At 65.7% G+C, this 17145-nt stretch carries 12 protein-coding genes and 1 tRNA gene; all 13 read left to right on the top strand.

All coding sequences use genetic code 11. The features are described from left to right. Positions 1-139: 139 nt before the first annotated feature. The 13 genes from ACFOWB_RS26390 (at position 140) to fusA (ending at position 17023) form a co-directional block, all read left to right on the top strand. A tRNA-Trp gene (locus tag ACFOWB_RS26390) sits at positions 140-216 on the top strand. 132 nt (positions 217-348) lie between these two features. Then, positions 349-549 (top strand): preprotein translocase subunit SecE, encoded by a 201-nt coding sequence (secE, locus tag ACFOWB_RS26385; RefSeq protein WP_261405882.1) that lies wholly within the window; start codon positions 349-351, stop codon positions 547-549. Continuing rightward, positions 546-1106, top strand: coding sequence for a transcription termination/antitermination protein NusG (gene nusG, locus ACFOWB_RS26380; RefSeq protein ID WP_378150340.1), 561 nt, complete (start codon positions 546-548; stop codon positions 1104-1106). Before secE ends, nusG begins: the two co-directional genes overlap by 4 nt. A 121-nt stretch (positions 1107-1227) precedes the next feature. Continuing rightward, a complete protein-coding gene (gene rplK, locus ACFOWB_RS26375) occupies positions 1228-1659 on the top strand; it encodes a 50S ribosomal protein L11 (protein WP_261403639.1) in 432 nt (143 codons plus the stop codon). A gap of 2 nt (positions 1660-1661) precedes the next feature. Next, positions 1662-2360, top strand: a complete 699-nt coding sequence (gene rplA, locus ACFOWB_RS26370; protein ID WP_261403638.1) for a 50S ribosomal protein L1 — start codon at positions 1662-1664, stop codon at positions 2358-2360. A 339-nt stretch (positions 2361-2699) separates the two neighbouring features. Next, positions 2700-3218, top strand: a complete 519-nt coding sequence (gene rplJ, locus ACFOWB_RS26365; protein ID WP_261403637.1) for a 50S ribosomal protein L10 — start codon at positions 2700-2702, stop codon at positions 3216-3218. Between the two features lie 52 nt (positions 3219-3270). After that, a complete protein-coding gene (gene rplL, locus ACFOWB_RS26360; protein WP_261403636.1) occupies positions 3271-3648 on the top strand; it encodes a 50S ribosomal protein L7/L12 in 378 nt (125 codons plus the stop codon). A 305-nt stretch (positions 3649-3953) separates the two neighbouring features. Then, complete coding sequence (gene rpoB / locus ACFOWB_RS26355; RefSeq protein WP_378150336.1) at positions 3954-8069, top strand: DNA-directed RNA polymerase subunit beta; 4116 nt, start codon at positions 3954-3956, stop codon at positions 8067-8069. 131 nt (positions 8070-8200) lie between these two features. Next, a complete protein-coding gene (gene rpoC / locus ACFOWB_RS26350) occupies positions 8201-12406 on the top strand; it encodes a DNA-directed RNA polymerase subunit beta' (protein WP_378150334.1) in 4206 nt (1401 codons plus the stop codon). Positions 12407-12551: 145 nt separating this feature from the next. Next, positions 12552-13622 carry a helix-turn-helix transcriptional regulator gene (locus tag ACFOWB_RS26345; RefSeq protein WP_378150332.1) on the top strand — a complete coding sequence of 357 codons (1071 nt, stop codon included), beginning with the start codon at positions 12552-12554 and terminating at the stop codon, positions 13620-13622. A gap of 435 nt (positions 13623-14057) precedes the next feature. Continuing rightward, on the top strand, positions 14058-14429 hold the full coding sequence (rpsL, locus tag ACFOWB_RS26340) for a 30S ribosomal protein S12 (protein ID WP_020178159.1): 372 nt from the start codon (positions 14058-14060) through the stop codon (positions 14427-14429). A gap of 11 nt (positions 14430-14440) precedes the next feature. Continuing rightward, on the top strand, positions 14441-14911 hold the full coding sequence (gene rpsG / locus ACFOWB_RS26335; protein WP_261403633.1) for a 30S ribosomal protein S7: 471 nt from the start codon (positions 14441-14443) through the stop codon (positions 14909-14911). 27 nt (positions 14912-14938) lie between these two features. Next, positions 14939-17023, top strand: a complete 2085-nt coding sequence (fusA, locus tag ACFOWB_RS26330) for an elongation factor G (RefSeq protein WP_378150329.1) — start codon at positions 14939-14941, stop codon at positions 17021-17023. Positions 17024-17145 lie beyond the last annotated feature (122 nt).

Here is a 17145-nt window from a genome sequence, read left to right as displayed (position 1 = left end):
GGCCGCCGCGCCCGGAGGCTCCCTCCGGGCGCGGCGCCGTGACGGACGTTCAGTCCGTCTCGAAACTGCCGCGTTGGGTGTTGCGCCAAGCGAGTCGGCGTGCCATATGAGCCACCCGCTCAAAACCCCCAGCGTCTTTAGGAGTGTAGCTCAACTGGTCAGAGCACCGGTCTCCAAAACCGGGGGTTGGGGGTTCGAGTCCCTCCACTCCTGCCACGCCCGGGCGGACGGCGTGGCGGGGCGGAATTTAGTTCGGGGTTTGAGTGCGACCGCAAGGTCGTTGAATTCTTTTGGTTTTCGGGGTGCGGGCCCGTTTCGGGAGCGCGCCCTTTTGGACGTTTTGGACATCTGATGGCGAAGACTTCCCCGCTCGAATTCCTCCAGCAGGTTGGAGCCGAGACCGCGAAAGTGGTGTGGCCGACCCGCAAGGAGACGGGCATCACGACGCTGATGGTGGTGATCTTCGCCTTCGTCGCGGCGGTGTTCTTCTTCTTCGTCGACATGATCATCCGCTACGGCGTCACCCTGCTGTTGGGAATTGGCCGATGAGCGCCGTCGAAGCCCGCGCGGGCGGCCGGCCGAAGCGCTGGTACATCGTCCACGCTTATTCGAACTTCGAGAAGAAGGTCGCGGAATCGATCCGCGAGAAGGCCGAGCAGACCGGCCTCGGCGATCTCTTCGAGGAAATTCTCGTGCCGACCGAAAAGGTCGTCGAGGTGCGCCGCGGCCGCAAGGTCGATGCGGAGCGCAAGTTTTTTCCCGGCTACGTGCTGGTGAAGATGGACCTGACGGACCAGGCCTATCACCTGATCCGCAACACCCCGAAGGTCACGGGGTTCCTGGGCGCGGACAACAAGCCGTCGCCGATCTCGGAGCGCGAGGCTCTGCGGATCATGCAGCAGGTGCAGGAAGGCATCGAGCGTCCGAAGCCTTCCGTTTCGTTCGAGGTGGGCGAGCAGGTGCGCGTCTCCGACGGGCCGTTCGCGTCCTTCTCGGGCGTGGTGCAGGACGTCGACGAGGCCCGCGCGCGCCTCAAGATCGACGTCTCGATCTTCGGTCGCGCGACGACCGTCGATCTCGAATACGGGCAGGTCGAAAAGGTCTGACCCGAAACCCGGCTGTGGGAGAGGGGGCGCCGGCGTTTTCGCCGCCGGCCGTCCGGCTTCGCACCACGGCTCAACGACGCGAGGGGCGTGATCCCCGTGGCGTCAGAGGAGAACTGAGGACATGGCGAAGAAAGTCGTAGGTTACATCAAGCTGCAGGTGCCCGCGGGCTCCGCGAACCCGTCGCCGCCGATCGGTCCGGCGCTCGGTCAGCGCGGCCTGAACATCATGGAGTTCTGCAAGGCGTTCAACGCCGCCACCGGTCAGATGGAGAAGGGGATGCCGATCCCCGTCGTCATCACCGCCTATGCGGACCGCTCCTTCACGTTCCTGATGAAGTCGCCGCCTGTGAGCTACTTCCTCAAGCAGGCCGCCGGCATCAAGTCGGGCTCCAAGACGACCGGCAAGGCGGCTCCCGTCGGCAAGGTCACCCAGGCCCAGCTCCGCGACATCGCGGAGAAGAAGATGGCCGACATGAACTGCCACACGGTCGAGGCCGCCGTGGCGATGCTTGCGGGCTCCGCCCGTTCGATGGGCTTGGCGGTGGAGGGCTGACCATGGCGAAGATCGGTAAGCGCTACTCCGCCGCTCGTGAAGGCGTCGACCGCGAGAAGCTCTATGCTCTCGACGAGGCCCTGGCTCTCGTGAAGGACCGCGCCAAGGCGAAGTTCGACGAGACCATCGAGGTCGCGATCAATCTCGGCGTCGACCCGCGCCACGCCGACCAGATGGTCCGCGGCGTCTGCAATCTGCCGAACGGTTCGGGCCGCACGGTTCGCGTCGGCGTGTTCGCCCGCGGCCCGAAGGCCGACGAGGCCAAGGCCGCCGGGGCCGACGTCGTCGGCGCCGAGGACCTGCTCGAGATCGTCCAGGGCGGCAAGATCGAGTTCGATCGCTGCATCGCGACCCCGGACCTGATGCCGCTCGTCGGCCGTCTCGGCAAAGTGCTCGGCCCGCGCGGCCTGATGCCGAACCCGAAGGTCGGCACCGTGACGATGGACGTCGCTGGCGCGGTCAAGGCCGCCAAGGGCGGCGCAGTGGAGTTCCGCGTCGAGAAGGCCGGCATCATCCATGGCGGCGTCGGCAAGGCGTCGTTCGACGCGCAGAAGCTCGCCGAGAACATCAAGGCGTTCACCGACGCCGTGGTGAAGGCCAAGCCGACCGGCGCGAAGGGCCAGTATGTCCAGCGCATCGCGGTCTCGTCGACCATGGGCCCGGGCGTGCACGTCGATCCGTCGACGGTGTTGGGCGCCTGATTTGAAGAATTTCGCGCCGGGTCTCTGATCCGGCGCGAATGAAGGGCAGGGCGGTTCGCCGCTCTGTCCGACCTGTCCGAGAAAGCAGGCGCGCCTCCACGGGGAGACCGCTTAAGCCCGGAGCACCGGGACCTGCCGAGACGGGACGACCGGATTTCATGGCCCGCGAGAGCGGCCCTTACGTCCGGTTCGAACCAACGCGGCCGAACCTTTCGAGGCGAGGCGCGCGGACAGGCTTGAAGCCGCCGTTGGCCACGAGGGCGTCCGCCCGACGAGCAACGGCCGTAGCAACCCGGCGGTTCCGTCCATGAGGACTGGACCGTCTACCGGAGAGAGCACGTGGACCGCGCGGAAAAGCGTGACATGGTCGCGACGCTGAACTCGGTGTTTTCGAACTCCGGGGCCATCGTCGTCGCTCACTACTCGGGCCTGACCGTCGCCCAGCTGCAGACGCTTCGTCGGCAGATGCGCGAGGCTGGCGCGAGCGTGAAGGTCGCGAAGAACCGGCTCGCCAAGATCGCTCTCGATGGCACGGACGTCGCCCATATCGGGTCCCTCCTGCAGGGCCCGACGATCCTCGCTTACAGCGATGATCCGGTGGTGGCGCCCAAGGTCGCAGTGGAGTTCGCCAAGGGGCACGACAAGTTCGTGATCCTGGGCGGCGCCATGGGCGCGACCTCCCTGAACCCGGACGGCGTGAAGGCTCTTGCCACGCTGCCGTCCCTGGACGAACTGCGCGCCAAGCTCGTCGGCCTTATCCAGGCCCCGGCGACCAAGCTCGCGCAGCTCTCGACCGCGCCGGCCGCCAAGCTTGCGCGCGTTTTCGGGGCATACGCCAAGCGAGACGAGGCGGCGTGAGCCGCTCTTCCAAAGTTCAAAACTGGTTCGAACCCTCTAAGGACGTGAAACAATGACTGATCTGACGAAGATCGTCGACGAGCTGTCGAATCTGACGGTTCTCGAAGCTGCGGAGCTCGCCAAGCTCCTCGAAGAGAAGTGGGGCGTCTCGGCCGCTGCGGCGGTTGCGGTCGCTGGTCCGGCCGGCGGCGGCGCCGCGGCCCCGGCCGCCGAAGAGCAGACGGAGTTCACCGTCGTGCTCGCGGCCGCCGGCGAGAAGAAGATCGAGGTCATCAAGGAGGTCCGCGCGATCACCGGCCTCGGCCTCAAGGAAGCCAAGGACCTGGTCGAAGGCGCGCCGAAGCCCGTCAAGGAAGGCGTCTCCAAGGACGAGGCCGAGAAGCTCAAGGCCCAGCTCGAGAAGGCTGGCGCCAAGGTCGAGCTCAAGTGAGTTCGGCGCGGATCGCGTTTCGCGGTCCGCGACGGAAATACCCCGCGGGGGTCGCCGGTTCGCCGGTCCCCGCGGGACTTTGATTGAAGCCGCGTGGGGCGACGTCGCAGACGTCGAGTCCTGCGCGGCTTTCAGCGCCTTCCGGTTCCCGGAGACCTTCGTGGTTCTGGAGACCCGGCGGGGCGTTTCTGAAAGCGGGTCCGTCGCGAGATGGAGTCCGCCGCGCCTGATCCAAGGGCCCTGGGCCGAATTTTCGGCCGGACGGTTTTTGGATCAGGCGTGCACGGCGCGAGATGAGGAAGACGATGGCTCAGCAGATCACCGGCCGCAAGCGTGTCCGCAAGTTCTTCGGCAAGATCCGTGAAGTGACGGAAATGCCGAACCTCATCGAGGTTCAGAAGGCGTCCTACGACCAGTTCCTTCTGTTCGACGAGGGCGCGGCGACGCGGCCGGACGAAGGCCTGCAGACGGTGTTCAAGTCGGTGTTCCCGATTTCCGACTTCTCCAACACCTCGATGCTCGAGTTCGTGAACTACGAGTTCGAGCAGCCGAAATACGACGTCGACGAGTGTCGCCAGCGCGGCATGACCTTCGCGGCCCCGCTCAAGGTGACGCTGCGCCTCATCGTGTTCGACGTCGACGAGGAGACCGGCGCCAAGTCCGTCAAGGACATCAAGGAGCAGGACGTCTACATGGGCGACATGCCGCTCATGACGTCGAACGGCACCTTCATCGTCAACGGCACCGAGCGCGTCATCGTCAGCCAGATGCACCGTTCGCCGGGCGTGTTCTTCGACCACGACAAGGGCAAGACCCACTCGTCGGGCAAGCTGCTGTTCGCCGCGCGCATCATCCCGTATCGCGGCTCCTGGCTCGACATCGAGTTCGACGCCAAGGACATCGTGCACGCCCGCATCGACCGTCGCCGCAAGATCCCGGTGACGTCGCTGCTGTTCGCGCTCGGCATGGACGGCGAGGAGATCCTCGACACCTTCTACAACAAGGTCCCGCACCAGCGTGACGGCGACGGCTGGCGCATGCCGTTCGACGGCAATCGCATGAAGGGCTTCAACGCCACCCAGGACCTGATCGACGCCGAAAGCGGCGAGGTCGTCCTCGAGGCCGGCAAGAAGCTGACCCCCCGCCAGGCCCGCCTCATCGGCGAGAAGGGCGTGAAGTTCCTCAAGGTCTCCAACGAGGAGATGATCGGCCAGTACGTCGCCGAGGATCTCGTCAATCCCGAGACGGGCGAGATCTGGGCCGAGGCCGGCGAGGAGATCACGGCCAAGATGCTCGAGCTCCTTCAGGAGGTCGGGCTGGACGAGATCGACCTGCTCGACATCGACCACGTCAACACCGGCGGCTACATCCGCAACACGCTGAACGTCGACAAGAACGCGACCCGCGAGGAAGCGCTGTTCGACATCTATCGCGTGATGCGTCCGGGCGAGCCGCCGACCCTCGACACCGCCGAGGCGATGTTCCAGTCGCTGTTCTTCGACAGCGAGCGCTACGACCTCTCGGCCGTCGGCCGCGTGAAGATGAACATGCGCCTCGACCTCGACGCGCCCGACACCCATCGCACGCTCCGCAAGGACGACATCCTGGCGGTCGTGAAGACGCTCGTGGACCTGCGCGACGGCAAGGGCGAGATCGACGACATCGACCATCTCGGCAACCGCCGCGTCCGGTCGGTCGGCGAGCTCATGGAGAACCAGTACCGCGTCGGCCTGCTCCGCATGGAGCGCGCCATCAAGGAGCGCATGTCGTCGGTCGAGATCGACACCGTCATGCCGCAGGACCTGATCAACGCGAAGCCTGCGGCCGCGGCCGTGCGCGAGTTCTTCGGCTCCTCGCAGCTCTCGCAGTTCATGGACCAGACCAACCCGCTCTCCGAGATCACGCACAAGCGTCGTCTCTCGGCGCTTGGACCGGGCGGTCTCACTCGCGAGCGCGCGGGCTTCGAAGTCCGCGACGTGCATCCGACCCATTACGGCCGCATCTGCCCGATCGAGACGCCGGAAGGCCCGAACATCGGCCTGATCAACTCGCTCGCGACGTTCGCGCGCGTGAACAAGTACGGCTTCATCGAGAGCCCGTACCGCAAGGTGCGCGACGGCGCGGTGACCGACGAGGTGCACTACCTCTCGGCCGTCGAGGAATCGAAGCACCACGTCGCGCAGGCGAACGCCGTGATCACGGCCGAGGGCAAGTTCACCGAGGACCTGATCGTCTGCCGCCACATGGGCGAGGTCGTCTTCGCGCCGATCGAGCGCGTCGACTACATGGACGTGTCGCCGAAGCAGCTCGTCTCGGTCGCGGCCGCGCTCATCCCGTTCCTCGAGAACGACGACGCCAACCGCGCGCTCATGGGCTCGAACATGCAGCGCCAGGCGGTGCCGCTCGTTCGCGCCGACGCGCCCTTCGTGGGCACCGGCATGGAGGCGGTGGTCGCTCGTGACTCGGGCGCCGCGATCGCGGCCCGCCGCGCCGGCGTGATCGACCAAGTCGACGCGACCCGCATCGTCATCCGCGCGACGGAAGAGCCCGACGCCTCCAAGCCCGGCGTCGACATCTACCGTCTCATGAAGTTCCAGCGCTCCAACCAGTCGACCTGCATCACGCAGAAGCCGCTGGTCCGCGTCGGCGACATCGTGAAGAAGGGCGAGATCATCGCCGACGGCCCATCGACCGAGCTCGGCGAGCTCGCGCTCGGCCGCAACGTGCTTGTCGCCTTCATGCCGTGGAACGGCTACAACTTCGAGGACTCCATCCTCCTCAGCGAGAAGATCGTCTCCGACGACGTCTTCACCTCGATCCACATCGAGGAGTTCGAGGTGATGGCCCGCGACACCAAGCTCGGGCCGGAGGAGATCACGCGCGACATTCCGAACGTTTCGGAAGAGGCGCTGAAGAATCTCGACGAAGCCGGCATCGTCTACATCGGCGCTGAAGTGGCAGCGGGCGACATCCTCGTCGGCAAGATCACGCCGAAGGGCGAGAGCCCGATGACGCCGGAGGAGAAGCTCCTCCGCGCGATCTTCGGCGAGAAGGCGTCCGACGTGCGCGACACCTCGCTGCGCGTGCCGCCCGGCGTCACCGGCACCATCGTCGAAGTGCGCGTGTTCAACCGGCACGGCATCGACAAGGACGAGCGCGCCCAGGCGATCGAGCGCGAGGAGATCGAGCGGCTCGCCAAGGACCGCGACGACGAGCTCGCGATCCTCGACCGCAACACCTATGCGCGTCTCGGCGAGATGCTGGTCGGCAAGACCGCGGTCGGCGGCCCGAAGGCGATCAGGAAGGACGAGGCCATCACCCGCGAGATGCTGGGCGAGGCGCCGCGTTCGCAGTGGTGGCAGATCGCGGTGTCGGACGACAAGATGATGTCCGACCTCGAGGGCATGCGCGCCCAGTACGACGAGCAGAAGAAGCGTCTCGAGCAGCGGTTCCTCGACAAGGTCGAGAAGCTGCAGCGCGGCGACGAGCTTCCGCCCGGCGTGATGAAGATGGTCAAGGTCTTCATCGCCGTGAAGCGCAAGATCCAGCCGGGCGACAAGATGGCCGGCCGGCACGGCAACAAGGGCGTGGTTTCGCGCATCGTTCCGGTCGAGGACATGCCGTTCCTCGAGGACGGCACCCATGTCGACATCGTGCTGAACCCGCTCGGCGTGCCGAGCCGCATGAACGTCGGGCAGATCCTCGAGACCCATCTCGGTTGGGCCTGCGCGGGTCTGGGCGCTCAGATCGGTAAGGCGATCGACGCCTACCGCGCCGGCGCCGGCATCTCGGACCTCAAGTCCAGGCTCGACACCGTCTACGGCGACAACGCCGAGGTGAAGGGCATGAAGGACGACGAGCTCGTCGAGATGTCCGAAACGCTTCGGCGCGGCGTTCCGATCGCGACGCCGGTGTTCGACGGCGCCAAGGAGGCGGACATCGAGCGCATGCTCGAGCTCGCCGGCGTCAACACGTCCGGCCAGGTCACCCTGTCGGACGGGCGCACCGGCGATCCGTTCGACCGTCAGGTGACGGTGGGCTACATCTACATGCTGAAGCTCCACCACCTCGTGGACGACAAGATCCACGCGCGTTCGATCGGCCCGTACTCGCTCGTCACCCAGCAGCCGCTGGGCGGCAAGGCGCAGTTCGGCGGACAGCGCTTCGGCGAGATGGAAGTGTGGGCCCTTGAAGCCTACGGCGCGGCCTACACCTTGCAGGAGATGCTGACGGTGAAGTCCGACGACGTCGCGGGCCGCACCAAGGTCTACGAGTCGATCGTGCGCGGCGACGACGCCTTCGAGGCGGGCATTCCGGAGAGCTTCAACGTGCTCGTGAAGGAAATGCGGTCGCTCGGCCTCAACGTCGACCTGCACACGTCCAAGAAGCAGAATCTCCCGCCGGCGGACGCGGCGGAGTGACGGCGGCTCTCTGAGAGAGTTGTCATCCGACGGACGGGCCGAGCGGCCCGCCCGTCGCCGATTTTGGATTTTTGGCGGATAGGCCCGGCGTTGGCGGCGACGCAAGGCGGGATCCGCGGAAGGAGACGGCGATGAACCAAGAAGTGATGAATCTCTTCAACACGCAGGTTCCGGCCCAGACGTTCGACCAGATCCGGATCTCGATCGCGAGCCCGGAAAAGATCCTCTCGTGGTCTTTCGGCGAGATCAAGAAGCCCGAGACGATCAACTACCGGACCTTCAAGCCGGAGCGCGACGGCCTGTTCTGCGCTCGCATCTTCGGTCCGATCAAGGACTACGAGTGCTTGTGCGGCAAGTACAAGCGCATGAAGTACAAGGGCGTCATCTGCGAGAAGTGCGGCGTCGAGGTCACCCTCAGCCGCGTGCGCCGCGAGCGCATGGGCCACATCGAGCTCGCCGCGCCCGTCGCCCATATCTGGTTCTTGAAGTCGCTGCCGTCCCGCATCGGCCTTCTGCTCGACATGACGCTGAAGGACCTCGAGGCGATCCTCTACTTCGAGAAGTACGTCGTCCTCGAGACCGGCCTGACGCCGCTCAAGGACCGCCAGCTTCTGACCGAGGAGGAGTATCTTCTCGCGCAGGACGAATACGGCGAGGACGCCTTCACGGCCCAGATCGGCGCCGAGGCGATCCAGTCGCTGCTGCGCGGCCTCGACCTCGAGAAGATGGCCGCCGACATCCGCGTCGAGATCGCGGAGGCGACCACCGAGCTCAAGCCCAAGAAGCTCGCCAAGCGCCTGAAGATCGTCGAGGCCTTCATCGACTCGGGCAACAAGCCCGACTGGATGATCATGACCGTCGTGCCGGTGATCCCGCCGGATCTGCGTCCGCTCGTGCCGCTCGACGGCGGCCGTTTCGCGACGTCCGACCTCAACGACCTCTACCGCCGCGTCATCAACCGCAACAACCGCCTCAAGCGGCTGATCGAGCTGCGCGCGCCGGACATCATCATCCGCAACGAGAAGCGCATGCTTCAGGAGGCGGTCGACGCGCTGTTCGACAACGGCCGCCGCGGCCGCGTCATCACGGGCGTCAACAAGCGCCCGCTGAAGTCGCTCTCCGACATGCTGAAGGGCAAGCAGGGGCGGTTCCGCCAGAACCTGCTGGGCAAGCGCGTCGACTATTCGGGCCGTTCGGTCATCGTGGTCGGCCCTGAGCTGAAGCTGCACCAGTGCGGCCTGCCGAAGAAGATGGCGCTCGAGCTGTTCAAGCCGTTCATCTACTCGCGGCTCGACGCCAAGGGCCTCTCGGCGACCGTCAAGCAGGCCAAGAAGCTCGTCGAGAAGGAAAAGCCGGAAGTCTGGGACATCCTGGACGAGGTCATCCGCGAGCATCCGGTGATGCTGAACCGCGCGCCGACGCTCCACCGCCTCGGCATCCAGGCGTTCGAGCCGGTGCTGATCGAGGGCAAGGCGATCCAGCTTCACCCGCTGGTCTGCGCCGCGTTCAACGCCGACTTCGACGGCGACCAGATGGCCGTGCACGTTCCGCTGAGCCTCGAGGCGCAGCTGGAAGCGCGCGTGCTCATGATGTCGACCAACAACATCCTGCATCCCGCCAACGGCGCGCCGATCATCGTGCCGTCGCAGGACATCGTGCTCGGTCTCTACTACCTCACCCTGATGCGCGACAACGAGCCGGGCGAAGGCTCGCTGTTCGCCGACATGGGCGAGATGGAGCACGCGCTGTTCTCGAAGTCCGTGACCTTGCACACCAAGATCAAGGGCCGTTTCGTCTCGATCGACGAGAACGGCGACAAGGTGTCCAAGATCTTTGAGACCACGCCCGGCCGCATGATGCTCGGCCAGCTGCTGCCCAAGACCCCGAAGCTGACCTTCGACGTCGTCAACAAGCTGATGACGAAGAAGGAAATCTCGAACATGATCGACACCGTCTACCGCAACTGCGGTCAGAAGGACACGGTCATCTTCTGCGATCGGATCATGTCGCTCGGCTTCCACAACGCGTTCAAGGCCGGCATCTCGTTCGGCAAGGACGACATGGTCGTGCCGGAGACCAAGACGAAGATCGTCGAGGACACCCGCACGCTCGCCAAGGAATACGAGCAGCAGTACCAGGACGGCCTGATCACCCAGGGCGAGAAGTACAACAAGGTCGTCGACGCCTGGGCGAAGTGCACGGACAAGATCGCCGAGGAGATGATGGCGCGGATTTCCGCGGTCCAGATCGACAAGGAGACCAACCGCGCCAAGCAGATCAACTCGATCTACATGATGAGCCATTCGGGCGCCCGCGGCTCGCCGGCGCAGATGAAGCAGCTCGCCGGCATGCGCGGCCTGATGGCCAAGCCCTCCGGCGAGATCATCGAGAGCCCGATCATCTCGAACTTCAAGGAAGGCCTCTCGGTTCTCGAGTACTTCAACTCGACGCACGGCGCCCGTAAGGGTCTCGCCGACACGGCGCTCAAGACGGCGAACTCGGGCTACCTGACCCGTCGTCTCGTCGACGTGGCGCAGGACTGCATCATCACCGAGGACGATTGCGGCTCTGAGTCCGGCATCCGCGTCCGCCCGGTGGTCGACGCCGGCCAGATCGTGGCCACGCTCGGCATGCGCACGCTCGGCCGCACGACGGCCGAGGACGTTCAGCATCCGGCGACGGGTGACCTCGTTCTCCCGCGCAACACGCTGATCTCCGAGAAGGACGTCGAGGCCATGTCCGCCGCCGGCGTGCAGGAGGTTCGCATCCGCTCCGTGCTGACCTGCGAGACCAAGGTCGGCGTCTGCAAGGCCTGCTACGGCCGCGATCTTGCTCGCGGCACGCCGGTCAACATGGGTGAGGCGGTCGGCGTCATCGCGGCGCAGTCGATCGGCGAGCCGGGCACGCAGCTCACCATGCGCACGTTCCACATCGGCGGCACGGCGCAGCTTGCTGACTCGTCCTTCGTCGAAAGCTCCTTTGAGGGCACGGTCAAGATCCGCAACCGCAACGCGGCCCGGAACTCGGACGGCGATCTGATCGTCATGGGCCGCAACGTCGCGGTGGTGATCCTCGACGCCAACGGCGTCACGGAGCGCGCGTCCCATCGCCTGCTGTACGGCGCCAAGCTGCGCGTCGACGACGGCGACAAGATCAAGCGCGGCCAGCGCATCGCCGAGTGGGATCCGTACACCCGTCCGATCCTCACCGAGGTCGACGGCAAGACGCAGTTCGAGGATCTCGTCGAAGGCGCCTCCGTCAGGGAGACGTCGGACGAGGCGACCGGCATCACCAAGCGCGTCGTTATGGACTGGCGGACGTCGACCCGTTCGGCGGACCTCAAGCCCTCGATCGTCGTGCAGGGCCCGGACGGCAAGATCCTGAAGCCCGCCAAGGGCGGCGAGGCGCGCTACCAGCTCGCCCCGGACGCGATCCTGTCGGTCTCGCCCGGCTCCGAGGTGAAGGCCGGCGACGTGCTGGCCCGTATCCCGACCGAAAGCGCCAAGACGCGCGACATCACGGGCGGTCTGCCGCGTGTCGCCGAGCTCTTTGAAGCTCGGCGCCCGAAGGACGCGGCGATCATCGCCGAGGTCTCGGGCACGGTGCACTTCGGAAAGGACTACAAGAACAAGCGCCGCATCAGCCTCATCCCGGCCGACGGCGGCGATCCGGTCGAGTACTTGATCCCGAAGGGCAAGCACATCCAGCTGCAGGACGGCGACGTCGTGGAGCTTGGCGACTACATCGTCGACGGCAACCCGGCGCCGCACGACATTCTGGCGATCAAGGGCGTGGAGGAGCTTGCGGCCTACCTCGTCAACGAGATCCAGGAGGTCTACCGACTGCAGGGCGTGCAGATCAACGACAAGCACATCGAGGTGATCGTTCGTCAGATGCTGCAGAAGGTCGAGATCTCGGACGCCGGCGAGACCGAGCTCATCACCAACGAGCAGGTCGACCGCCTCGAGTTCGACGCGGTCAACGCCAAGGCGGTGGAAGAGGGCAAGAAGCCGGCGGTCGGTCATCCAGTCTTGCTCGGCATCACCAAGGCCTCGCTCCAGACGCGCTCCTTCATCTCGGCCGCCTCCTTCCAGGAGACGACGAGGGTGCTCACCGAGGCCGCCGTCAACGGCAAGGCCGACGACCTAGAGGGCCTCAAGGAGAACGTCATCGTGGGCCGCCTCATCCCGGCCGGCACCGGTTCGGTGATGAACAAGGTCCGCGAGATCGCGAGCCATCGCGACGAGTTGATCCTCGCGCAGCGCGCGCAGGAGCAGACCTCGGCCGCGCCCGCGCCGGACGCACAGCTGCTGCCGACGCCCGACGCGGCGGAGTGAGGCGGGGCGGTTCGCCCCGCCGTCTGAGAACGACGACAGGTCATGAGGGCCGCCGGGAAACCGGCGGCCCTCATTTACCTTTGAGGCCCTGCCGGATACCGTATGATCGCGGGATCTACGCGATCCGGGTGGGGCCGAACCGCGCATGAGCGACATCGTCGAAAGAATTTACGAGGCCGCAGCTTTGCCTGAGCTGTGGCCCGACCTGTTTCAGGACTTGTCCAACCGCTACGAGTTCGTCGGCGCGGGCATGTTCTGCGTCAATGCGCAGTTTCAGCGCGGGATCTCCTCGCCAGGAATCGCCGACGTGCTCGAGCGCTTCCTGACCGGAGGTTGGCAGGATCGCAATTGTCGCGCGCCGCGCACCGCCAAGCTCAATTACGAAGGCTTCGTCCGCGATCAGGACATCCTGACCGACGAGGAGATCGAGAACGAGCCGATGTACGCCGAGCTGCTGCGGCCTGCGGGCCTTGGCTACGGCGCGGGCTCCGTGATCAAGTGTCCGAGCGACGATCTCGTGGCGTTCTCGTTCGAACGCGCCGGCAAGCTCGGGCCCACGCCTGTCGAGATCTTGGGCGAGCTCGACAAGCTTCGTCCGCACCTTGCCCGCGCATCGATCTTCTCGGCCCGGATCGACCTCGAACGCTCGCGGGCGCAGGTCGAGGCGCTGTCGGCGCTTGGCCTTCCTGCGGCGGTCACGCGCGCGAACGGCTCGACGCTCGCCGCCAACGCCGCCTTCGAGGCGCTGGCGGCCCAGATCAAGATCGGCGCGCGCGACGGCTTGCGCCTCTCTGATCCCGCCGCCGACGCCCTTCTGCGCGAGGCCTTCGCCCGCGACGGCCTGGCAGGCGGCCGGTCGATCGCGCTGCCGCAGGCGGGGGAGGCGAGGCCGGGCGTGCTCCATGTGCTGCCGATCCGCCGGCAGGCGCGGGACGTCTTCGCGCAGGCCGCCTGGCTCGTCGTGGTCACCCAGCTTGGAGCGACGGCCGCCCCAAGCGCTTCGATTCTCTCGGGCCTCTTCGACCTCACCCCGGCGGAGGCGCGCGTGACCCGCCAGCTCATCGAGGGCGCGGCGGTCAACGAGATCGCCGAATCCTCTGGGCTCAGCGAATCCACCATCCGCAACCAGCTCCGCTCGATCTTCGCCAAGACGGGAGCGAGTCGGCAAAGCGAGCTCGTGCTGATGTGCGGCGGGCTGGGGATGCCGCGGACCTAGGCGGAAGAGCTGAAGAGCCAGCGCTGCTGAGCAGGCGAGGGGCGCGGCGCCTGGTTCTTGTGGGTCGCAAGGGCCTTAAATCACAGCGCTCGGGTACCTCATCTGGGCGCGCATGGCCGATCTTCGCCGAATAGCTCCACGGCGGGTTGACGTTCCCCGACTCGCGGGTTAGAAGCCGCCCACTCTTCGGCAGGCGGTGATCCCACGCTGCTCGGAAGCGGTCCAACGCTCCGACCTTTCGGGTTCAAACGCTGTCGCGACCACACTGGGTCAGTTGCGGGTTCATGACCTGCGGCGCTTGTCGCCGTCGGTCCTCTGCAAGGAGCGGGCGCTTCCTTCGGTTCTCCGAAGGCGGGCGTCGTTTCGTTTTGCGTGTCGAGGGTCTCCTCTTCGCGCCGAACGCTGTTGAGATTTAAGAAGGCGGTTAGGCGAACAATGCCCACCATCAGCCAGTTGATCCGCAAGCCGCGGCAGGCGCCGACGGCGCGCAATACGGTTCCGGCGCTCCAGGCGTGCCCGCAGAAGCGTGGCGTCTGCACGCGCGTTTACACCACGACCCCGAAGAAGCCGAACTCGGCGCTTCGTAAGGTCGCCAAGGTGCGTCTCACCAACGGCTTCGAGGTCATCGGCTACATCCCGGGCGAGGGCCATAACCTCCAGGAGCATTCGGTGGTCATGATCCGCGGCGGCCGCGTGAAGGACCTTCCGGGCGTCCGCTATCACATCCTGCGCGGCGTGCTCGACACGCAGGGCGTCAAGAACCGCAAGCAGCGCCGGTCGAAGTACGGCGCGAAGCGGCCGAAGTGAGGTTCTGACAGATGTCCCGTCGTCATTCCGCCGAGCGTCGTGAAGTTCATCCCGATCCCAAATTCGGGGATCTCATCGTGTCGAAGTTCATGAACACCGTCATGAAGCACGGCAAGAAGTCGGCCGCCGAGGCGATCGTCTACGGCGCGTTCGACCAGGTCGAAGGCAAGCTCAAGCAGAGCCCGATCGCCGTGTTCCATCAGGCGCTCGAGAACATTTCGCCGGCTCTCGAGGTTCGTTCCCGCCGCGTCGGCGGCGCGACCTACCAGGTTCCCGTCGAAGTGCGCCCCGAGCGTCGCCAGGCGCTCGCTCTGCGCTGGCTGCTGGCCTCGGCCCGCGCCCGCAACGAGAAGACCATGGTGGATCGCCTGTCCGCCGAACTGATCGACGCATCGAACAACCGCGGCTCCGCCGTGAAGAAGCGCGAAGACACGCACCGCATGGCGGAAGCGAACCGCGCCTTCTCGCACTACCGCTGGTAATCGAGCAGAGACTGAAGGACCGATAAGATGGCCCGCTCCCACGCGATCGAAGACTATCGTAACTTCGGCATCATGGCCCACATTGATGCCGGCAAGACGACGACGACCGAGCGCGTCCTGTTCTACTCCGGCAAGTCCCACAAGATCGGCGAAGTCCACGACGGCGCCGCGACCATGGACTGGATGGAGCAGGAGCAGGAGCGCGGCATCACGATCACGTCCGCCGCGACGACGACCTTCTGGAAGGACAAGCGCCTCAACATCATCGACACGCCGGGCCATGTCGACTTCACGATCGAAGTCGAGCGTTCGCTGCGCGTGCTCGACGGCGCGGTGTGCGTTCTCGACGGCAACCAGGGCGTCGAGCCGCAGACCGAGACGGTGTGGCGCCAGGCCGACAAGTACGAAGTGCCGCGGATCGCGTTCGTCAACAAGATGGACAAGATTGGCGCTGACTTCTTCCGCTGCGTGAAAGAGCTCGACACCCGCGTCGCCGGCAATCCGGTCTGTATCCAGCTGCCGATCGGCTCCGAGAACAATTTCCTCGGCATCATCGACCTCGTCCGCATGAAGGCGGTCGTGTGGGATAACGAGAACCTCGGCGCGACCTTCCGTGACGAAGAGATTTCGTCGATTTCGGCTGAGCTCGCCGACCAGGCCGCCGAATATCGCGGCAAGCTGGTCGAGGCTGCCGTCGAGCTCGACGACGCCGCGCTCGAGAAGTTCCTCGAAGGCGAGGAGCCCGACGAGGCGTCGCTGAAGGCGCTTATCCGCAAGGCCACCATCACCCGCGCGTTCACGCCGGTGCTGTGCGGCTCGGCGTTCAAGAACAAGGGCGTGCAGCCGCTGCTCGACGCGGTTGTCGACTACCTGCCGACCCCGCTCGATCGCGGCGCGGTCGACGGCGTGGACTTCAAGACCGAAGAGCCGATCGTCCGCAATCCGTCCGACGACGAGGGCCTGTCGGTCCTCGCGTTCAAGATCATGGACGATCCGTTCGTCGGCACGATTACCTTCTGTCGCGTCTACTCGGGCAAGCTCGAGGCGGGCTCGACCCTGCTGAACTCGACCCGCGACAAGAAAGAGCGCGTCGGCCGGATGCTGCTGATGCACGCGAACAATCGCGAGGACATCAAGGAGGCTTACGCCGGCGACATCGTCGCTCTGGCCGGCCTCAAGGACGTCCGCACCGGCGACACGCTGTGCGACCCGCTGAAGGCCGTCATTCTCGAGCAGATGGTGTTCCCGGAACCGGTCATCACCATCAAGATCGAGCCGAAGACCAAGGCCGACCAGGAGAAGCTGGGCATCGCCCTGTCGAAGCTCGCGGCTGAGGACCCGTCCTTCCGCGTGTCGACCGACCAGGAGTCCGGTGAGACCATCCTTAAGGGGATGGGCGAGCTTCATCTCGACATCAAGGTCGACATCCTCCGGCGCACCTACAAGGTCGACGCCGCGATCGGCGCGCCGCAGGTGGCCTATCGCGAGACGCTGACCAAGCCGGTCGATATCGACTACACCCACAAGAAGCAGACCGGCGGCACCGGTCAGTTCGCCCGGGTGAAGCTGCACATCGAGCCGAACGAGCCGGGCGCCGGCTTCCTGTTCGAGTCGAAGATCGTCGGCGGCGCGGTGCCGAAGGAGTACATCCCGGGCGTCGAAAAGGGCATCGCCTCCGTCATGGGCGCGGGCGTGATCGCCGGCTTCCCGGTGGTCGACGTCAAGGTCCAGCTCCTCGACGGCGCGTTCCACGAAGTCGACTCCTCGGTCCTCGCCTTCGAAATCGCGTCCCGCGCGGCGTTCCGCGAGGCCCTGCAGAAGGGCGGCGCTGCGTTGCTCGAGCCGATCATGAAGGTCGAGGTCGTGACGCCTGAGGACTACACCGGTTCGGTCATCGGCGACCTCAACTCCCGCCGCGGCCAGATCCAAGGGCAGGACATGCGCGGCAACGCGAACGTGGTGAACGCCATGGTCCCGCTCGCCAACATGTTCGGCTACATCAACACGCTGCGTTCGTTCAGCCAGGGCCGCGCGAACTACAGCATGGAATTCGATCACTACGAGCAGGTGCCGTCCAACGTCGCGCAGGAGGTTCAGGCGAAATACGCCTGATCCCACGCCGCGTTAGAGACGAACCTGAACCCTGAAGATTAGAGAAGAGAACGGAGCCGACGCCGATGGCCAAGGAAAAGTTTTCGCGGACGAAGCCGCACTGCAACATCGGAACGATTGGT

The organism is Chenggangzhangella methanolivorans (assembly GCF_042648545.1).
Lineage (GTDB): Bacteria > Pseudomonadota > Alphaproteobacteria > Rhizobiales > Methylopilaceae > Methylopila > Methylopila methanolivorans.
This window is presented reverse-complemented; position numbering and strand designations above follow the sequence as displayed.

What these genes read in the sequence shown, in the direction of transcription:
- nusG (WP_378150340.1), top strand. Translation starts at nt 546, where the DNA reads ATGAGCGCCGTCGAAGCCCGCGCGGGCGGCCGGCCGAAGCGCTGGTAC.
- rplK (WP_261403639.1), top strand. Translation starts at nt 1,228, where the DNA reads ATGGCGAAGAAAGTCGTAGGTTACATCAAGCTGCAGGTGCCCGCGGGC.
- rplA (WP_261403638.1), top strand. Translation starts at nt 1,662, where the DNA reads ATGGCGAAGATCGGTAAGCGCTACTCCGCCGCTCGTGAAGGCGTCGAC.
- rplL (WP_261403636.1), top strand. Translation starts at nt 3,271, where the DNA reads ATGACTGATCTGACGAAGATCGTCGACGAGCTGTCGAATCTGACGGTT.
- rpoB (WP_378150336.1), top strand. Translation starts at nt 3,954, where the DNA reads ATGGCTCAGCAGATCACCGGCCGCAAGCGTGTCCGCAAGTTCTTCGGC.
- rpoC (WP_378150334.1), top strand. Translation starts at nt 8,201, where the DNA reads ATGAACCAAGAAGTGATGAATCTCTTCAACACGCAGGTTCCGGCCCAG.
- ACFOWB_RS26345 (WP_378150332.1), top strand. Translation starts at nt 12,552, where the DNA reads ATGAGCGACATCGTCGAAAGAATTTACGAGGCCGCAGCTTTGCCTGAG.
- rpsL (WP_020178159.1), top strand. Translation starts at nt 14,058, where the DNA reads ATGCCCACCATCAGCCAGTTGATCCGCAAGCCGCGGCAGGCGCCGACG.
- rpsG (WP_261403633.1), top strand. Translation starts at nt 14,441, where the DNA reads ATGTCCCGTCGTCATTCCGCCGAGCGTCGTGAAGTTCATCCCGATCCC.
- fusA (WP_378150329.1), top strand. Translation starts at nt 14,939, where the DNA reads ATGGCCCGCTCCCACGCGATCGAAGACTATCGTAACTTCGGCATCATG.